Below are 19,643 nucleotides of genomic sequence, written 5' to 3' on the forward strand. Positions count from 1 at the left end.
AATGAGCCATCTCACAGTTTAAAGCAAAATCTCCCTTCTTTAAAGCAAGGAAATAGTCGCTGATGCGACTTGCCTGAAAAGCGAGCTGCTGAACCTTAATTATCTAAGTCATAGCTTCTGGGCGATCGCCTTAGAGATATTGCCATCTACCAGTAATTGAGTTTATAGTTACTGTCTAAATCAATCAAAGCAACAAAACTCATGCTCATTTTTTTTGCTTTGATTGACTACAATACGTCCCATAGGTAAAACTCGTAAAATAATCACTATATGGTGACATCTATTCCCAAAAATCTGCGAAATCACCAATTATCCTGGTATCGCGAATTATTAATTGTTTTGATTAGGCGTAACCTAAAAAGAAGATATCGCGGCTCTTTTTTAGGTATCTACTGGTCTTTATTAAATCCTTTGGTAATGACGGCATTGTATACGGCAATTTTTGGTACTACTTTTGCCCAGTACTATAACAACTCCGCTCTTAATTACGTTTTAGCTGCCTTTACTGGTCTAATAGTAATCAATTTCTTTTCTGCTTCCACGGCTCAAGCACTTGCCAGCGTAGTAGAAAATGGCTCAATAGTTAATAAGATTCGCTTACCATTATTTGTTTTTCCCCTGTCTACTATTGGGGCTAACATTTTTCAATTACTAATGGGCGCTTTCCCTTTACTAGTTGTAATCACCCTAATTATTTCTAAAAGTCTGATTAATGTAGCTGCTTTACTGTTACCCATAACAGGTCTAATTTTGGTTTGCACGGGAATTGGCATGCTGATGAGTGCGCTCTATGTATTTTTCCGTGACTTATCCTATTTTTATGAGTTACTGACCTTTTTATTGTGGATTAGCTCACCAATTTTTTATCCAGTTGATATTGTTCCTGAAGCTGTCAGCCGATTTTTAGTTTTCAATCCGATCTTACCCATTATTGAAAGTATTCGTCAGATTTCTCTGTCAGGAGATGTACCCGACTTGACTTTGATTGCTCACAGTTTAAGTAGTGGTGTAATAGTTCTAGTAATTGGGACGGTTGCTTTTTCAAATTGGCGTTCTCAATTTATGGATTTACTATAGAAAATAAATTAAATAATGCAAGAATCGATTAGATTAGATCAAGTGTCTTTATGGCGCAGAACTCAAGAGGAGTTCTCTTACGATCTTAAAAGAACTTTGCTTTCTTTCTTAGAAGGTAAATATCATCATCCTGCCAAAAAAATTGTTTTAGATAACGTTAATCTTACTATTGAGCGTGGGGAGAAGATTGGCATTATTGGCGCTAATGGTTCGGGCAAATCTACCATGCTTAAGATAATTTCAGGTATTCTCCAGCCTACTTCTGGCACAGTCAGAGTTAAGGGAAAAATTGCCCCTTTAATCGAGCTTGGCGCTGGGTTTGACACTGAACTAGCGGTTATAGATAATATTATTCTTTACGGAGTAATGCTGGGCTATTCTCAAGCAGAAATGAAGGCCAGAGCTAAATTTATCTTAGAATTTGCTGAATTAGAAAATTATGCCCTGGTGCCTGTCAAGGGATTGTCTTCAGGGATGACTGCCCGTTTAGGATTTGCGATCGCTACCGACGTAAAACCAGACATTCTGATTCTGGATGAAGTGTTATCCGTAGGAGATGTCAGCTTTAAAAATAAGTGTAGCCAGAAAATGGAAGAGTTTTGGCAAGATCATGTTACGGTGCTGCTCGTTTCTCACTCGATGGAATTAATTCGCAAAAATTGCCACAAAACTATCTGGATGGAGCAGGGACGAATCAAAATGATTGGGGCAGCCGATAATGTAGTAGATGAATACTTAAGATGCGTTGCTCCAGATGCAGAAATTCCTCAGTCAGTAATGACTTCGGGTTAACTATCAGCAAACCCAAACAGTTTAATCTAAAAGATAAAATCAAAGCATTTCTCTAACTTGCCGGTGGAGGGGATGCTTTTTCTAAATTTAATTAAATTTTAGCAATGGACAACCCAACCAATTCAAACTAATCTAGCTCAGATATTAAATAAGCTAGACGGCAAATTAGACAAGCTAGAGACTAAATTTAATGACAAATTAGACAAACTAGACGAAAAAATCGACAAGTTAGCAATAGCTCAAGCTGAAATCAAAGGCGATGTTAAAGCTTTAGATGTCAAAACAGAACAACTGAATACCAGAGTCGGTAACGTAAAGTTTGCCGTCCGAGGGATTTTAATCGGTTTGGCTGTAGTAGTACTCGGCGGATTTGCCATGTTTTTCTAGATGTCGAGTATTTAACTCAACTCCATTCAAACCCTCCACCCTCTACATTTAAACAATCATTTGAGGAATATCGCTAAAAAAAAATTGCTTCTTCTTAAGCAGATCGTTATAAATTGCTTTTAGCCGTACTAGAAAATACTAAATTTAGGGACTCTAGTCTCTAATTTAGCAAACACTTAAGATCTATACTCAGGCTGAACTATTACAATAAATGTATAAAATATAGACAAAATAGACAAAACATTTTTTAGATAGTATGGCTGCTGCCGTTTTAATCGAAAACCTACAAAAAAGCTATGGCGATATCCAAGCGGTAAAAGATATTTCTTTTACAGTTGAGCCAGGCGAGATCTTCGGTCTATTAGGCCCAAACGGTGCGGGCAAAACCACCATTATTCGCTGTTTGTGTACACTTGCTAAACCTGACAATGGCAAAATTGAGGTAGGGGGAATTAGCGCGATCGCATCGCCGAAAGCGGTACGGCAAAGGCTAGGTTATGTGGCTCAGGAAGTAGCGATTGATAAGGTATTGACGGGAAGAGAATTATTGAAGCTACAGGCAGCACTATATCATCTACCTAAATCAACAATTAGCGATCGCACAGAGCAGCTAATCGAAGTGTTAGGACTCCAGGAATATGCGGATAAGAAAACAGGCACGTATTCTGGGGGAATTCGTAAACGTCTAGATTTAGCAGCAGGATTACTACATCAGCCTGAGGTATTAGTTTTAGACGAGCCTACTGTTGGTCTAGATATCGAAAGCCGTATGGTAGTGTGGAAGTTTTTACGAGAGTTGCAAGCCGCAGGGACAACTGTACTGATTACCAGCCATTACCTAGAAGAAATTGATGCTCTAGCCGATCGCCTGGCAATTATCGATCGAGGAGTAGTAATTGATGAGGGAACACCATCGCAATTGAAAGACAAGCTGGGGGGCGATCGGGTAACTTTAAGGATTCGAGAATTCACCTCAGAGGTCGAAGCAGATAAAGCCAAACATATTTTAGAATCTTTACCTTTTGTCGAAGAAGTAATTATTAACTCTGTTCAGGGCAATTCCCTTAACTTAATTGTCAAATCTGGTCAGAGTTCACTCAGTCAAATTGAGCAGTCCTTGGCAGAAGTCGAGCTACCTACCTTTAGTCTAGCGCAGTCTCGTCCAAGCCTTGATGATGTATATCTGGCAGCAACAGGGCAAACCATTATGGATGCACAATTAGCAGCAGCTAGCACCAGAGATCTCAAAAAAGAGAAAAAACAGCAAATGAAATAACCGTTGTTTATTAGAGCGGCAATATTTTCAAAAATATCTTTAAATTGGTCTTTTGGTAGCTATCAGCTTTAAAGACAAGTTTTTTTCCCAAAGTTTATCATTGTAAAAAAATTATGAGTCAGTCTATTTCCAGTGGCAAAATTAAATCTGCATTAGCCCCTAATCCTAGTATTAGCAGACACAACGAGCAAAGCAGTTCCTTGAGTGATTTTATTCAAGAAACATTAGCCCTTACTCAACGTCTATTTATTCAACTGCAACGTCGTCCTTCGACTTTGGTTGCGGGAGTAATTCAGCCATTTATGTGGCTAATTCTTTTTGGCGCACTGTTTAGCAAAGCACCAGCCAATTTATTTGGTAACGATTTAAGCTACGCCAAATTTCTGGCACCAGGCTTGATTGTATTTGCAGCTTTTTCTGGGGCTTTAAATGCAGGACTACCCGTAATGTTTGACCGTGAATTTGGTTTTTTGAACCGTTTACTAGTTGCGCCATTATCATCTCGCTACTCAATTGTCGCAGCTTCGACAATTTATATTATTGCTTTGAGCTTTATTCAAACCGCAGTGATTGTCTTGGCTAGTGCTATTTTAGGAGCAGGATTACCAGGAATTATTGGCATAAGCGCGATCGCTTTAATTGTCTTTTTAATTGTTTTAGGAGTTACCGCCTTAAGTCTAGGCTTGGCTTTTGCCTTACCTGGTCATATTGAACTAATTGCGGTAATTTTTGTGACTAACCTGCCTCTGCTATTTGCTAGTACTGCCCTGGCACCGCTTAGCTTTATGGCCGGATGGCTACAGGTAATTGCTAGTCTTAATCCTTTAACCTATGCGATCGAACCAATTCGCTATATCTATGGTCATGGAGATTGGGCAATTAATAGTATCGTGTTTAATACTCCCTGGTTTGGTTTTAGTTTTGGTGCTGTTATCTTAGTATTACTGGCTTTCGATGCTTTAGTCTTACTGACAATTCAGCCACTATTACGTCGCCGTTTTGCCTAAAAAGTAACTTTAATTTTTATTTTGAGGTGTAACTATGTTTAAGAATAATCGACGCAACCAACTTAGTCTAAGTTTATCTTTGGGTATGGCTTTGACTTTAATGGCAGGATTGTATTCATCTGCTGTTGCTCAGTCTCGAACTGACGAACAGGGTTATCAATCCAACGAAAAAGATTCCCTTTATGGCGATGCACCTGGGGGATTAAATCCTTTAGATTTGATGCACCGCGCCCAACAATTGAATGGACGTAGCACCGCCGAGTTTAATCAAGAGTCTCAAGTGCAGCTCAATAATTCAGTCTCTGATTTTAAGCGGCTTCAGCAACAGAGGCTTTTAGAACAACAATCGACAACAACTACAGAACCAGCAGAAAGAGAAACAAGGCAAATAGAACAATAGAGTATAGCAGCTATTTAATTATTTATTAGGATGGTTTGGCGATCGCCGAACCTGTCTTTTTATGATTAAAATTAAGGCGAGCGTAATTATGGTTGGATTAACGGCATCTACTTTTAATCTAAAACCTCAATAATTGTCTGGTTTATCTCCTGCTCTTTTTTGATTTCCTCATACTCATATTGTCATAAGATATCTATAATATTTGTTGACAATTAATCAGCTTTGCTTTTCGTTAAAACAATTTATGATTTATTTTTAATGACATTAATTCGTATTCCAGAATCGTGGTCAATATCAGAAAATCAGATTACTCCTTCCAGACTTTATTACAGTCGCCGTAGCTTTATTAAAACTCTGATTGGTGCAGGTATAGGTGCTAATTTATTACCTTTGGCTGGATGTCGTTCGGGAATAGGCAAATCTGCCTCACAGACGGAATTAGAAAAAAGTATTAATTTGCCAGAAATAGACTCATTTAGCCAAAATTCCAATTTTCGTAAGGTAGGTCGCCCTATTGCCGACGAAAAAGTTGCAGCCCAATACAACAATTTCTATGAGTATGGCGGTACGAAAAGAATTTGGTTAGACGCGCAGAAGTTACCTACAGAAAACTGGAAAGTGGAAGTTGCTGGGTTAGTAAAAAACCCCCGTACTTACGATCTAGACGATTTAAAACAAAAGTTTCCTTTAGAAGAGAGAATATATCGATTTCGCTGTGTAGAAGCTTGGTCAATGGTATTACCCTGGATCGGTTTTCCCATGAATGCCCTGCTGCAAGACGTTGAACCAACTACTAAGGCTAAATATGTTAGCTTTACCTCTTTTTACGACCCTGAAATTACTACAGGACCTAATTTTCATCTTGGTGGTTCACTACCTTGGCCTTACACTGAAGGATTAAGAATTGAAGAGATGGCTAACGATTTGGCTTTCTTCGCTGTAGGGATATACGGTCATGATTTGCCCAAGCAACATGGCGCACCTCTGCGGATGGTGACTCCTTGGAAATATGGTTTTAAGGGTGCAAAATCGATTGTCAAAATCGAATTCTTGGCAGAACAACCAGCTACCTATTGGAATACTCTCGCTCCCAATGAGTATAAGTTTGAAGCTAACGTTGAACCTAATGTACCTCATCCGAGATGGTCACAAGCTACAGAGAAGTTTATTAGTAGTGGCCCTGGCTTATCTTGGGAAATCAAGGAAACTTTGCCCTATAACGGTTATGGAGATTACGTAGCTAATTTGTACGCCTAAAATTGGTTTGGCTTTAGACAATTGTGAGGTTAGGATAGCTTTTAAAATATTTTCCCTAAACCTCTAAAAAAAAGACAGCCATGAAAAAATCAATTTTGATCTTGGGTTTGAGTTTAGGTATGGTCGCCGTTAACTCTTGGGGGCAAGTAGCTGCTGTTCCCCTGCGCCAAATTTCACCAGAAAAACTCAAATATGTTGGCTTAGATGATCGATTGGGCGACAACCAGGCTGATTTAGAAAAACGTACTTTATGTCACTGGCAGAGCGATCCTAACTGTCCTGCGCTTAAACCAATCAAAACCTCAGGTTGGGACGAGTCTCAACGTCAGGCTTTACTAAAGGCGGTAGATTATAGTCTTGATTATTTAATTACGCCAAAGGCAGTTGAAAGCTATCATCAACAAGCTAGTACTGAATTTAATTTAAAGCGGGTTAAGCGATCGCTTCTACGATTCAAAGAGTTGTTATTAACTACTGAGTCTCCCGCAGCATTAGAACAAGCGGTTAAACAAGAATTTGCCTTTTATCAATCTGTAGGCAAAGATGGACAAGGCAAAGTGGAGTTTACGGGTTACTTTGAACCGACCTACAGGGCTAGTCGGGTTCGTACTGCCCAATACCGCTATCCTCTGTATCGTAAACCAGCTAGCTTTAATCGTTGGTCACATCCTCATCCTACCCGCGCTCAGTTAGAAGGTAATGATGGTTTAAATGGCAATAAAAGCATTTTAAAGGGTCATCAGCTGGTTTGGTTAAGCGATCGCTTAGAAGCTTTTTTAGTTCAGGTACAGGGGTCAGCTAGGCTAAAAATGACTGATGGTACAACGATGACCGTAGGCTACGATGGTACAACTAATTATCCTTATGTCAGTATTGGTGGTGAACTAGTAAAAGATGGTGTGTTTGAGCCAGAAGAATTGAGCTTACCGAAACTACTAAACTATTTTGTAGTCAATCCTCAACAGTTAGACAAGTATCTGACTCGCAACAACCGATTTATTTTCTTCCGCGAAACCGCTGGTAAACCGCCCACTGGTAGTTTGGGTGTTCCCGTTACAGGCGATCGCTCGATTGCTACGGATAAATCGATCATGCCCCCTGGTGCATTAGCTTTGATTGTTGCTTCTATTCCCGATGTCGAGACAACAGGCGAAATTGATTCTCAAGTAAAAGTAGTCAGTCGCTATGTCTTAGATCAGGATACAGGAAGCGCCATTAAAGGTGCAGGCAGAGTCGATCTTTTCTTGGGGAGTGGAGAGGTTGCTGGAGCAAGAGCAGGACTACTTAATTGTAGTGGTAATTTATTCTATTTGTTGCTCAAGTAGAATGAGACGCGATCGCGCTGTGGCAGAAAAATGCCGAAATTTTAGCTTTATTTTAAACTTTACAATGGCTACAAGTTAATGATTTTCTACAACTCTAGAGATCATTATTTTCAACTGCGGAACATCTTCCCAAAAGGACAAACACAAGTTAGGGAGAGATATTGCTCTGGCTTCGTAACTGTTAAAAAACGCACGTATGACAGAGAAATTACAAAAATTAATTGGATTTTGACAATCAAATGTTTCGATTTGATTATCGAGTTGCTTTGTCCCTAACAAAGTGCCTTTTACCCAAGGCGTGGGTATCTGGTGAAAAGTATAGGAATCGAACCTATTACACATCGATTATGAGTCGAGCGCTCTCTACCTACTGAGCTAATCAAACGCTGAGATAGTGATTAAGTACTCGGTGGTATGTATTTATACTATTATATCCTACAAGTAGGCGCACCAGTTAGGCATATAGAACCCAAACTACAATTTTGTAATTTTAATTACTACTTGCCATCTAATTTAGCACGAGAAATTAGGAAATTGGGCGCAAGTAATAGGTAATAAGTAATTAAAAAGAAAAAGAAAGAAGGCTATAAAAAAATGAGCAGTTGAAACAACCACTCATTGCTGAATTTATTTTATTTGTTAACCCAACAAAACAGAAACAAGTTTATACAGAAACAGTTGTTTTAGAGCTAGTAGACAATTCACCTTTAGCGTATTTAGCAGCATAATCGTCTAGAGAAACCTGCTTGATTTTGCTAGCGTTACCAGCAGTGCCAAAAGCTTCATAACGTCTGAGACATACTTTTTTCATGTATTCAATAGAAGGCTTGAGGAAGTGGCGAGGGTCAAAATTAGAAGGATCTTTAAAAGCCGCTTCGCGAATAGCAGCAGTAATTGCCAAGCGGTTGTCAGTATCGATGTTAACTTTACGCACACCACTCTTAATACCTTTTTGAATTTCTTCTACGGGTACACCATAAGTTTCAGGAATTTTACCACCGTTGGCGTTAATGATATCAATCCACTCTTGGGGTACAGAAGATGAACCGTGCATTACCAAGTGAACGTTAGGTAGACGACGGTTAATTTCTTCAATTCTGCTAATAGCTAAAATTTCGCCAGTAGGTTTGCGAGTAAACTTGTAAGCACCGTGGCTTGTTCCAATCGCTACAGCCAAAGCGTCTACTTGAGTACGTTCGACAAATTCAACTGCTTCATCGGGGTCAGTCAATAGTTGCTCTTTACTAAGACTACCTTCAAAACCATGACCATCTTCTGCTTCACCCTGACCAGTTTCTAGAGAACCTAGACAACCAAGTTCACCTTCAACACTAGCACCAACAGAGTGAGCTACTTTAACTACTTCTGCTGTTACGTTAACGTTATATTCAAAGCTAGCAGGAGTTTTCGCATCTGCTTCTAAAGAGCCATCCATCATGACGCTAGTAAAACCATTGCGAATTGCCGAGTAGCAAGTCGCAGGGCTATTTCCATGATCCTGGTGCATTGCGATCGGAAGATGAGGATAGCTTTCTGCTGCGGCTAATACTAGGTGACGCAGAAAATTTTCTCCTGCATATTTGCGTGCGCCACGAGAAGCTTGTAAGATAACAGGGCTGTCAGCTTCGTTAGCAGCATCCATAATGGAGATAATCTGCTCCATATTGTTAACGTTATACGCAGGAATACCATAACTATTTTCAGCAGCGTGTTCTAAAAGCAAACGCATTGGGACGAGCGCCATATATATTCTCCCTAAATTTATATTTTTGTAAAATAGTAAGTTTTTAAGAAAGTTAAACTTCTTACTTGTCAATCTTAAGATATTTTTTACATCTAGACGAATCTAATTTGTAAATTGCTCTAAATAAAATCGGTTTTAATTATATTTTTGGCTCGATCTTGCTTGGCGAAAAATTATAAATTTTAGAGATTAGCTATTTTTTTGATTGATTTACCCCAGCCAGATAAATATTATTAACGCAAATCGAGTTATCCTCTTCGATCGAGATTATTCCCTGGCGACGGAGCTTACCCATTAGTCTAGTAACAGTAACTCTGGTAGAGCCGATCGCACTGCCAATTTGGGCATGGGTTAAACTATAGGGTAAACAGCAATTTTGCCCCTGAGCAATACCATATTCTTCTACTAATAAAGTCAGAAAGCTAGTTAGGCGATCTATGGTTTTTCTTTGTCCTAAAGCACTAAGCCACAGTAACTTTCTTTGATGCTGATAGCGGAAAGCTTCGTATAGCTGTTGACGAAAATTTGGCCAATTTTCCAAATCTTGCCAATATAGCCAAACTACCTGAGTTCGATCAACATGAGCATAGGCATTAACGCTAAATGAAGATTGGGCGACAATTTCAAAAGGCTTTTCTGCTCCGACAAAACCTAAAAATGACTCCTCTAGTCGATCTAATTCCAATTTTTCTGATTCGCTAAAATGACCAACGGTTCGTGTCGTTTCCGTCGTTTCATCTCGTAGCGAAGTACGCGATGCGCGATCGCGCTGTCCTTTAGGCTGATTCTGCCTGCTAGGATGGCCCAGTTCCGTCAGGGGGGAGCGAGATAATTTCTGACTTTCGGCTTGATTTTGGCTCTGGCTTACTAAGCGTACCGCTCCTTGATTGACTAAATAAATTAGCTGAGGACGCGTAGGAATTTGTTCATCTTTGCGAAAAATGCGATCGCGGTAATGAATTTGCCCCCAGTCAATAATATTTTGCCAGGTAAAAGTTGGGCTACATTCCTCGGGCGAGTTTTCGGAAAATTGCATAGTGACAAGCAAAATAATAGATCGACGCATATTTGATTCTACATGGATAGCAATGTATCAAAAAATACTATTTCACATAAGTTTTTTAAACTACGACTTAATCAAGAAAAACCAGCTATTTTCGTAAAGAATTTATTAAAAAAACGGTTACTGATGAGCCTCAATTTATATCAACAAGAATTAAATAGACAAATCGATCTTGGGTTGATGGCTGCTACCCTTGAACGTAAAATCGTTCTTTCAATCTTTGAACTGAGACATTTATCTACCGAAATCAAGACTGAGCAAATTTTGTCTAATGCGAAATTTGCGCCGATTGTTTATAGCTGCCCAATTGGTTTGTGTCTGGCTTCAGCTCTGCAAATGTCACCATCAATAATTGTCGAGCAATTAGGACATTTACTTACTGTAAAACCAGATAATATTGCTGCTGAATCAGAGTTGGATTTGCTAATAGAAATAGTCTCATCGGGTTGGATTAACTTTTACTTAGACTCGGAGGCAATAGCAGGTTGGCTAGAGCGATCGCAATTAGTAATTACTAACCAAACTACGGCTCGAAGCTACTCAGCAACTGCGGGTATTTTGCTTGATGCTGGCAGTCGGACTTTAGACAAGCTATTTGTGATGCAGTATATTCATGCTCGCTGCTGTAGTTTGTTACAGCTGGGGGCAAGGGAAAAAGCGATCGCCATACAGGATAACTTCGACTACATCGGCTGGCAGATCGTCGAGCCACAGTTAATCTCATGGGCAGATGAGGAACATAATTTATGGTTTAGCAAATTATCAGAACACAATTTACTTTGTCGGCTGCTATCGGTAACAGACTCTTTTGCCAGTAATTCAAACGATTGGCTCAAGTTATCTTGGAACTTGAGTTGCGACACGGCAATTTTTTTGGCTGATTGCCGTTTTTTAGGAGAGGTGAAGCAGCGATGTCCTCAAAAAGCGATCGCGCGTCTGGGATTAATCGCTTTAGTTCAATATTGGCTGCAAAAAATACTGGTGGAAAAACTTAAGGTAGCAGCACCGAAGACGCTTTGAAGGTTAAATGTTAATCTAAGCAGTTAACGATTTGGCGACTCGTCGAGAGAAAGCAAAAACTCAAGCGTTACCGCTAAAAATTTATTACTTATTACTTATCTAAGATTAAAGTTAAAATAGACCAGCAATTAAAGTGAGTAACTAACGATTAAAACCTCAATGATGGATGCCAATGCCGAACCCAATGTTGGCGTAATTATTCCCACTTATAATTGCGATCGCTATATTGTCCAAGCGGTTGAAAGCGTACTGCAACAAGAAGAATGTACCTACGAAATAATTGTTATTGATGATGGTTCAACTGACTCGACAGAGCAAGTATTAGAGCCATATAGCGATCGCATTCGCTATCTTAAACAAAATAATTCAGGTGTAGCAGCAGCTCGCAATCATGGCATAGCAGAAGCCAAAGCTAATTTAATTGCCTTTTTAGATGCTGACGATTATTTTTTACCGGGAAAATTAGCTCGCCAAGCAGAAATTTTACTCAAGCGTCCCGATTTAGGTATGGTTCATAGCGGTTGGCAGCGAGTAGACGAGCGCGGCAACAAACTATTAGATGTATGTCCTTGGGAGCAAATTCCCGAACTAAATCTAGAAACCTGGCTACGTTGGAAGCCTGTTTTACCCAGTGCCATGATGTTTCGTCGAGAATGGTTGCAGTATGTTGGCGGATTCGATTCTCGTTTTCCTCCTGCTGAAGATACTAATTTGGTCTTAAAACTAGCTTTGAAAGGATGTAAAACAGCTTGGCTACGGGAAATAACAGTTTGCTACCGTCAGCATGAATCAAGTGCGATGCAAAAGGGGTTGCCTCAGGCTCGTTCTTTGTTAGCAGTTACTGATGACTTTTTTAATCAACCAAACTTACCACCAGAAATTAGATTAATGGAGCAATCTGTACGTCATGGTACATTAGTTTGGATTGCTTGGTATCTTTATTACACAAAACATCAGGCAGAAATGATTGAGTATCTCCAACAGGCTTGGGATTACCGTACTAGTTCTGGGAGCGAAACTTTAATAACCTGGATCGAAAGTTTTGCTGAATTTGCGCGCAATTGGGGAGTTAATTTCAACGTTAATGATTTGACCAGCTCAAAAGAATGGCAAGAGCTGGTTCAGTGGATGTGTAAGAACACTAGCCCAATTAACCAAACAACGATTCATTATTCATGATCGCTAATCAGTAACTGTATATTTTGCTATGACTATTGCTCGTACAATTTGTCTGGGGTTTCTCGCTCTAATTGTAATTGGAACGCTGCTGCTGATGATGCCTTTTACTACCGTTACCGATGCGGGAATTGGGAACAGCTTTATTGTGGCTCTGTTTACTTCCGCCTCCGCAGTATGTGTAACTGGTTTAGCAGTGGTAGATACGGGCAGCTATTTTTCTTTTTGGGGACAGTTAACCATCTTATTTTTGGTTCAAGTAGGTGGTTTGGGCTACATGACGACCACTACTTTCTTAATTTTACTTTTGGGGAGAAAATTTGATCTTAGACAAAAGTTTGCGATTCAAGAATCTTTTGATCGCCCTTTTTTACAAGGCAGCAGTAATTTAGTGCGATCGATTCTTGCCACCACCATGATTTTTGAAATTACGGGAATTTTTTTGCTACTGTTGGTTTTTGTTCCGCGGTTAGGTTGGTCTCCAGGTTTATGGTATGCAATTTTTCATAGCATTAGTGCTTGGAACAATGCAGGATTTGGTCTTTTTTCTGATAATTTCATTAGTTATAGTTCTGATTGGATCATTAATTTAGTTATTCCTGGTTTGATAATTTTTGGCGGTATTGGCTATCAGGTAATTATCGAAATGTATCTATACTTAAATAATGTAATTAAGCGCAAGCCTGAAAGATTTTGCTTTTCACTCAATTTTAAGGTGGTAGTCAGTACCACTATTTTGCTGTTGATTGTTGGTACCGTTGCGATTTTCTTCACAGAATTAAATAATATTGAAACCCTTGCGCCCTTTAGCTTTAAAGATAAATTATGGGCAGCCTGGTTTCAGTCTGTGGTCGCCAGAACGGCTGGATTTAATAGTATTGACTTAGGTGACATGACCACGGCGGGTTTGTTTATCATCATGGGATTAATGTTTATTGGTGCTAGTCCTAGCGGTACGGGAGGAGGCATCAAAACAACAACCTTCAGAATTATGTACAACAGTACTAAATCAGTTTTGCAAGGAAAAAACCAAGTAGTTTTATATCAAAGAGAAGTACCTAGTACCCTAATTTTAAAAGCGGTAGCAGTAGTATTTGGTTCAGCAGCATCAATTGTATTTATAACAATTTTGATCGCTTCAATTGAGACAGAGTTTAATTTTTTACCAATTTTGTTTGAGGTAATTTCTGCTTATGCAACGGTAGGTTTATCAACTGGCATCACATCAAGTTTTGGTGTCGCTTCTAAAATAATTCTGGTATTTACAATGTATATTGGCAGAGTCAATATTCTGCTTTTGATTGCTGCTATTATTGGCGATCCGAGTCCTAGTAGCCTGCAATATCCAGAAGAAAATTTACTTGTAGGCTAATCAATCCACAAATTAGCAGCCGCTGGCTGCATCGCTTGGGACTTTAGCTCCTTTAGAGCGGTAATTAATTTACCTTCATACCTCGATTCAGCAACAGCGAAAAAAGATTGGTGACCTATTACAAATGCTTTAAGTAATTGACATAATTGTGATATAAATATTAAGGATTGTGAAATAAAAGCCATATTCTTTCGTATTTCTGCGATAGTCGCGGGCTAACTGCCTGTTGCGGTCAAGAATTCAATCTTTGCCCGCGGTTACAGCAGAATTCGTCAGGTCTTGATGCGTGTTCCTTTACTAGGACAGTATTCCTGGGCAGAAAAATACGGTCTTGGCGAGAGGAAATACTAATTCGCCTGAATATTCGGGGGAGTAGTAGGGGTGGGTTGCTGCGCCCTTTGTGAACCTCGTTGCAGGCACTAACAATAGTCGTGGCAGAGTCTCAAGCAGGATCGAGATAATATGTAACTTTTCTACCTATATATTTTGTGTGTGGAAAGGTTCTTATAACCATAATTGTGCATCCTTGAATAACAATTTGTTCGGCAATAACGTCCAAAACTCTCAATAAATAATATTTGATTTGCTAAATAATTTTATGACAGCAGTATCCCCAAAGAATTTTAAGTCTTCTCAGTCTCCACAATTGTCTGACAGCATTAAGCTCAGAGACATTATCAATACCTTACCTAAAGAAGTTTTTGTTAAAAATCCCCGCAAAGCTTGGACCAAACTATTCATCAATATTTTATGTGTTGCTTTGGGTTATTGGGTTGTTGCAGTTTCTCCATGGTACTTGCTACCTTTGGCTTGGGTATTTTTAGGAACGGGTTTACAAGGCTTTTTCGTCATTGCTCACGACTGCGGTCATCGTTCCTTCTCTAATCGCATCTGGGTTAATGACCTGGTAGGACACATTATGACTCTACCTCTTATGTATCCTTATCATGCTTGGCGCATCTTACATAATTATCATCACAAGCACACGAATAAACTTGATGTAGACAACGCCTGGGCTCCTTTTACGACCGAAACTTTTGATCGTTCTTCTACTACTTTACAGTGGCTCTATCGTAGAATGCGCGGTTGGTTCTGGTGGATGGGTTCAATTATACACTGGGCAAAACTTCACTTTAACTGGCAGAAATTTGCAGGAAAGCAAAGGGAACAGGTTCGTTTTTCAGTACTGTTAGTTTTAATCGGTGGCGGTTTTGCTTATTCGGCCTTGCTATTTGCTACTGGAATCGCTGGCTTAATCAAGTTTTGGCTGATGCCTTGGCTGGTGTACCATTTCTGGATGAGTACCTTTACTATGTTTCATCATACTATGCCTGAAATTCCTTTCAAACCAGAGGAAGAGTGGAACGAAGCTCGCGCTCAACTATCAGGTACGGTAAACTGTAAATATCCTGGGTGGGTGGAATTTCTTTGCCACGACATCAACGTGCATATCCCTCATCACCTAACTACAGCTATTCCCTGGTACAATCTGCGTCAGGCTCATCAAAGTCTGGTAGAAAATTGGGGCGAATATCTCTATCAAGACTGTACTTTTAACTGGGAGTTAGTTCAGAAGGTAACTAAAGTTTGTCATCTTTACGAAGCGCAAAACAACTATCAAAGTGTTGAAGAATATCGTCGATTTAACTAAACTTGCGTAGCCAAGTAAGTTTAGCACTCGAAGCAAAGGTTCAGATACGTCGCTCAATAGCTAATAGCTATTAGCTCGTTTTATAACTAACGTCCTAATCTATAGTTCACTTGCTATAAAACAGATTGTTATATAGCTTTAAAGCAATTTTATTTAAAGGGATATGGCTACTCACCATATCCCTTTATCGTCTTTTTAGCTGCATTTGTAATGCGATCGCTTAGTGTGATTTTGTAGCTACTTGCTTAACATGAAACTTTGAGATTTTATTGTGGCTAATTTATCAACATCAGTCTTCGATCGCTTCTAGGTCTGTATAATTACCACAAGATAGTTGAGGCAAGAAAACTATTTTGGCATCGCATAAATAGGGTAAGAAATGGCTAGATTTTGGGGCAATAATACTCAGGTTACAATAACATCTTTAGCAATAGCCGATCGCGATCGCCAAATCAAAAAGCGATCGCACTATAATTCACTCAAATTATGGGGTAGTTTAACAGGCTGGTGTCTATTTAGCAGTCCTCTCGCGGCGCAGATTACCCCTGACGGCACTTCAGGTACAGAAGTCAATACTACTGATAACGTCGCCGAAATTACTGGAGGAACAGAAGCAGGCAGCAATTTATTTCATAGTTTTCAAGACTTTTCCGTCCAGACAGGCAATAGCGCTTTTTTCAATAATGCTTCAGAAATAAGTAACATTATCGGTCGAGTCACGGGCAATAATATTTCCAATCTTGACGGTTTGATTAGAGCTAATGGTAATGCAAATTTAATTCTGATTAATCCTAGCGGAATTAACTTTGGTGACAATGCCAGTTTAGATATCGGCGGCTCATTTTTAGGTAGTCCCGCAGCTAGCGTAATCTTTGAAGACGGTACTGTTTTTAATGCTGATATCAGCGAACCTTTTCTAACCATCAGCGCACCTATTGGCCTACAAATGGGTCAAAATTCTCAAGCAATCCAAGTATCAGGTGGAAATAACGCTGAGGCAAATTTAAGCGTAACTTCTGGCAATACTTTTGCCTTAGTCGCAAACGGAATTACTTTTAACGGTGGCGTAGTAACAGCCGAATCAGGATGAATCGATCTTGGCAGCATTGCCCAAGGACAAGTAAATATTAGTAATTTAGCTGCGGGTTGGCAATTAGGATACGAAGGGGTGACGCAGTTTGCCGAGCTTCAACTGTTGGCAGGATCGTCTTTGCTTAATCCGAACTCGGTGGCCAATCCAGATGGGGGAATACAGGTAAAGGGGAGTCAGATTACTTTAGAGCGATCGCAAATATCAGCTCCAACTTTGGCAAATAGTTTAGGGGCAGATATTACCATTGGTGCAAGCGAATCCTTATCGCTTCAGGGAACTACAGCAAACGACGTAACATCAGGCTCGCAAATTAAGAGTGAAGTAAGTCCTGGCGCTAGTGGTGCTGGTGGAGCAGTCAACATCGAGACAGATACCTTGAATATCGGCGATCGCTCTTTTATCAGCACCATGACTTTTGGTGCCGGAGATGGCGGAAATATCAATATTTTGGCTGGGAACATAAATATTATTGGTACGGGATTTAGCGAATTTCAACAAGATTTTCAAAGTGCTGGTTTTATAGGAACATTATTACCAAGCGATCGCACTACGGGCATTTTTACTGGCACGGTTGCAGCAGGGACTTCAGGCAATTTAACTATTGATGCTAGTTCGCTAAATCTCAACAACGGGGCGGTTATTTTTAGTCCTGTATTTACCGCAGGCAGAGGTGATCTTAATATCGCTGCTCCTGAAATTAACATTAACGCTTCGGCCATACAGATAGGAACGAGAGGTAATCTAGAATCTGCTGCTGGAGACATTAACCTAGAAACCCAACGCTTTAAAATCCAAGATGGCGGAATGATATTGAACATTACTTTTGGTGATGCTGCCGCTGGAGATATCAACCTCACTGCTACTGAGTCAATAGAACTATCAAACACGCCGCCCGAAGCCTTGTTGGTAAAAGGCATTTACGCTAACAGCAGTTTTGGTTCGGGAACTGCAGGAAATATCAATATTGAGACCAATCAGCTCAAGATGAACAATGGGTTGATTGTCAGCAATAGTGGATCGGTACTGTCAAATGGCACGATCATTGGCGCTGGAGGCAAGGGAGGAAGCATTAATATTCAGGCAAATCGAAAGTATTGAAGCAGCAGGAGTTCCCTCAAACCCAGCCTTTACTAGTGGCATTGGCACGTCTACCTATAGCGCGTCAGATGCTGGCGATCTGACTATCTCGACTGGCAGGTTAACTATCCGAGATGGAGCAGACTTGGCTTCGGCAACAGTAGGATCGGGAAGAGGAGGACAGTTAAAGATCAACGCTACTGATTCAGTAGAGTTAATTGGCATAACTACTGTTGCAGGAACAAATCGAGGCGGTTTATTAGCAACTTCTGGTAGAAGAGAGTTTCCTAGGGTAGAAGCCACTGGTGCTTCAGGCAATATTAGGATTACTACTCCAGAACTATCTGTACGAGACGGAGCTAGCATTGACGTGCAAAGTCTTGGCAGTGGAGATGCTGGGAATTTAGATATCACTGCTGATTCAATTTTGCTGGATAACAAAGGGAATATGTCTGCTTCTACCATATTTGGCGTAGGGGAAGGTATTACTATCAACACGAATACCTTACGACTCGATCGCGGACTGATTAATGCCTCGGTATTTGGTTCGGGAACGGGAGGAAACATTGAGATCATAGCCGGAGATTCTGTAGAAGTAATTGGTTCGGGCTTTGAATTTCTTCAAGCATTATTTTTCGACCCCAGTTTTCTTAGTCCTGAATCTTTAGCCAATCTCAAAGTCGATTTAATTAAAGAAGGTATTTTAGCTGCGACTATAGGTGATGGTGCAGCTGGCACAATTGATATTCAAACCGCTAATTTGCAAATTAGTGAAGGTGGTTTAATCGCGACTGCAACCGTTGGAGATGGGGCAGCAGGCTCTATTTTTCTCAATGCTTCAGAATCTTTGAGGTTAGATGCTTCTATTGTCACTGCTAGTACTGTATTTGCTGGACAGGGTGGTGATATTACGATTAATAGCGATCGATTAGAGGTTCTAGCAGGAGGACAGATAACTAGCTCTACATTGGGATCGGGAAATAGTGGCAACTTAACTATCAACGCCGCCGAATCAGTAACCGTATCAGGAGCATCATTCAACGATGTTTTGCGAAGCAATGTTGCGGTGGGAGTGCAACCCATAACCACAACTACAGGAGGAAATGGAGGCGATTTAACAATTACGACTCCTAAACTAAAGCTTGACGATCGAGGTGAAATTTCTATTGGTTCTACGGGTACGGGCAATGCAGGAAGCCTTCAGGTAGATGCTGAGTCTATTTTTCTAGATGGTCAAAGCTCGATCTTCGCAGCTACCCAATCTGGTGGTGGAGGTAACGTTTTTCTTAATGCTGACAATATTATTTGGCGAGGCGGTAGTTTTACCACGGCAACGGCAGGAGGAACGGGAAACGGCGGTAATATAAGCATTGATGCTAATATTCTTGTGGCTCTTGAAGCTAGTCAGATTACTGCTGATGCTTTCATCGGCATGGGGGGCAATATTCAAATCAATGCTCAAAACCTATTTGTTTGCGGTGAATGTAAAATTAGTGCTAGTTCTCAGTTGGGAGTAGATGGAGTGGTTGAGATCGAAACTTTAGAACCGAATACTTTAGATTCATTTGATATACCTCAAAAGCTAACTCAGCCACAAGAATCAGTAGCGGTGGCTTGTCCCTCCCAAAGACGAGCTAATATTAGTCAACTTACTATTACAGGAAGAGGCGGTTTACCCCGTCGCCCTCAAGAGCTACTGAATGCCGAATCTCTCATCGAATTTGATGATTCTGCTGCCCAAGCAGAGCGATCGCCCTCGGTTAGCCAAACGACCCTTCCAGCCCCCGCCCGTAGCTGGTACAAAGACGCTCAAGGTACTGTAGTTCTAACTGCTCGAGCTGCTGGTGCTGTACCTAATAATTCAGTTTCAAATCCAGTCGATTGTCGCGTTCGTCTTCCTTAAATAAAATAGAGATTAAAAATAAT

At 40.2% G+C, this 19,643-nt stretch carries 16 protein-coding genes and 1 tRNA gene; 14 read left to right on the top strand and 3 right to left on the bottom strand.

Annotated features, from left to right (window positions below; translation table 11 throughout):
* The first annotated feature begins 270 nt into the window (after positions 1-270).
* The 7 genes from V6C71_17430 (at position 271) to V6C71_17460 (ending at position 7,521) form a co-directional block, all read left to right on the top strand.
* Positions 271-1,077, top strand: coding sequence for an ABC transporter permease (locus V6C71_17430; GenBank protein HEY9770245.1), 807 nt, complete (start codon positions 271-273; stop codon positions 1,075-1,077).
* 15 nt (positions 1,078-1,092) lie between these two features.
* On the top strand, positions 1,093-1,869 hold the full coding sequence (locus tag V6C71_17435) for an ABC transporter ATP-binding protein (protein ID HEY9770246.1): 777 nt from the start codon (positions 1,093-1,095) through the stop codon (positions 1,867-1,869).
* Positions 1,870-2,512: 643 nt separating this feature from the next.
* The gene (locus V6C71_17440; GenBank protein HEY9770247.1) at positions 2,513-3,532 is read left to right on the top strand and encodes an ATP-binding cassette domain-containing protein; all 1,020 of its coding nucleotides are present in this window, start codon (positions 2,513-2,515) and stop codon (positions 3,530-3,532) included.
* Between the two features lie 113 nt (positions 3,533-3,645).
* Positions 3,646-4,539 (top strand): ABC transporter permease, encoded by an 894-nt coding sequence (locus V6C71_17445; GenBank protein ID HEY9770248.1) that lies wholly within the window; start codon positions 3,646-3,648, stop codon positions 4,537-4,539.
* Positions 4,540-4,573: 34 nt separating this feature from the next.
* The gene (locus V6C71_17450) at positions 4,574-4,939 is read left to right on the top strand and encodes a hypothetical protein (protein ID HEY9770249.1); all 366 of its coding nucleotides are present in this window, start codon (positions 4,574-4,576) and stop codon (positions 4,937-4,939) included.
* Between the two features lie 258 nt (positions 4,940-5,197).
* Positions 5,198-6,196, top strand: a complete 999-nt coding sequence (gene msrP, locus V6C71_17455) for a protein-methionine-sulfoxide reductase catalytic subunit MsrP (GenBank protein HEY9770250.1) — start codon at positions 5,198-5,200, stop codon at positions 6,194-6,196.
* 80 nt (positions 6,197-6,276) lie between these two features.
* Positions 6,277-7,521: an MltA domain-containing protein gene (locus V6C71_17460; GenBank protein HEY9770251.1), complete on the top strand. Its 1,245-nt coding sequence runs from the start codon at positions 6,277-6,279 to the stop codon at positions 7,519-7,521.
* A 307-nt stretch (positions 7,522-7,828) separates the two neighbouring features.
* On the opposite strand, the gene V6C71_17465 is transcribed toward V6C71_17460, so the two are convergent.
* The 3 genes from V6C71_17465 to V6C71_17475 form a co-directional block, all read right to left on the bottom strand.
* Positions 7,829-7,902 (bottom strand) — tRNA-Met (locus V6C71_17465).
* 283 nt (positions 7,903-8,185) lie between these two features.
* Complete coding sequence (fba, locus tag V6C71_17470) at positions 8,186-9,265, bottom strand: class II fructose-bisphosphate aldolase (protein HEY9770252.1); 1,080 nt, start codon at positions 9,263-9,265, stop codon at positions 8,186-8,188.
* Positions 9,266-9,458: 193 nt separating this feature from the next.
* Complete coding sequence (locus tag V6C71_17475) at positions 9,459-10,301, bottom strand: Crp/Fnr family transcriptional regulator (protein ID HEY9770253.1); 843 nt, start codon at positions 10,299-10,301, stop codon at positions 9,459-9,461.
* A gap of 153 nt (positions 10,302-10,454) precedes the next feature.
* Here V6C71_17475 and V6C71_17480 point away from each other — a divergent pair, with 153 nt between their 5' ends.
* The 7 genes from V6C71_17480 to V6C71_17510 all read left to right on the top strand — a co-directional run bounded on the left by V6C71_17480 (position 10,455) and on the right by V6C71_17510 (position 19,620).
* Positions 10,455-11,348: a hypothetical protein gene (locus tag V6C71_17480; protein HEY9770254.1), complete on the top strand. Its 894-nt coding sequence runs from the start codon at positions 10,455-10,457 to the stop codon at positions 11,346-11,348.
* Positions 11,349-11,507: 159 nt separating this feature from the next.
* Positions 11,508-12,527: a glycosyltransferase gene (locus V6C71_17485; protein HEY9770255.1), complete on the top strand. Its 1,020-nt coding sequence runs from the start codon at positions 11,508-11,510 to the stop codon at positions 12,525-12,527.
* A 28-nt stretch (positions 12,528-12,555) separates the two neighbouring features.
* Positions 12,556-13,896 carry a TrkH family potassium uptake protein gene (locus V6C71_17490; GenBank protein HEY9770256.1) on the top strand — a complete coding sequence of 447 codons (1,341 nt, stop codon included), beginning with the start codon at positions 12,556-12,558 and terminating at the stop codon, positions 13,894-13,896.
* A 598-nt stretch (positions 13,897-14,494) separates the two neighbouring features.
* Positions 14,495-15,547: a fatty acid desaturase gene (locus V6C71_17495; protein HEY9770257.1), complete on the top strand. Its 1,053-nt coding sequence runs from the start codon at positions 14,495-14,497 to the stop codon at positions 15,545-15,547.
* A gap of 379 nt (positions 15,548-15,926) precedes the next feature.
* Entirely contained in the window at positions 15,927-16,637 is a 711-nt protein-coding gene (locus V6C71_17500) for a filamentous hemagglutinin N-terminal domain-containing protein (GenBank protein HEY9770258.1), read from the top strand.
* 78 nt (positions 16,638-16,715) lie between these two features.
* Entirely contained in the window at positions 16,716-17,738 is a 1,023-nt protein-coding gene (locus V6C71_17505; GenBank protein ID HEY9770259.1) for a hypothetical protein, read from the top strand.
* Positions 17,671-19,620: an S-layer family protein gene (locus V6C71_17510; protein ID HEY9770260.1), complete on the top strand. Its 1,950-nt coding sequence runs from the start codon at positions 17,671-17,673 to the stop codon at positions 19,618-19,620. Before V6C71_17505 ends, V6C71_17510 begins: the two co-directional genes overlap by 68 nt.
* The last annotated feature ends 23 nt before the right edge of the window (positions 19,621-19,643 follow it).

Origin of the sequence: Coleofasciculaceae cyanobacterium, assembly GCA_036703275.1 — a bacterium.
In the GTDB taxonomy this organism is placed as follows: Bacteria; Cyanobacteriota; Cyanobacteriia; order Cyanobacteriales; family Xenococcaceae; genus Waterburya.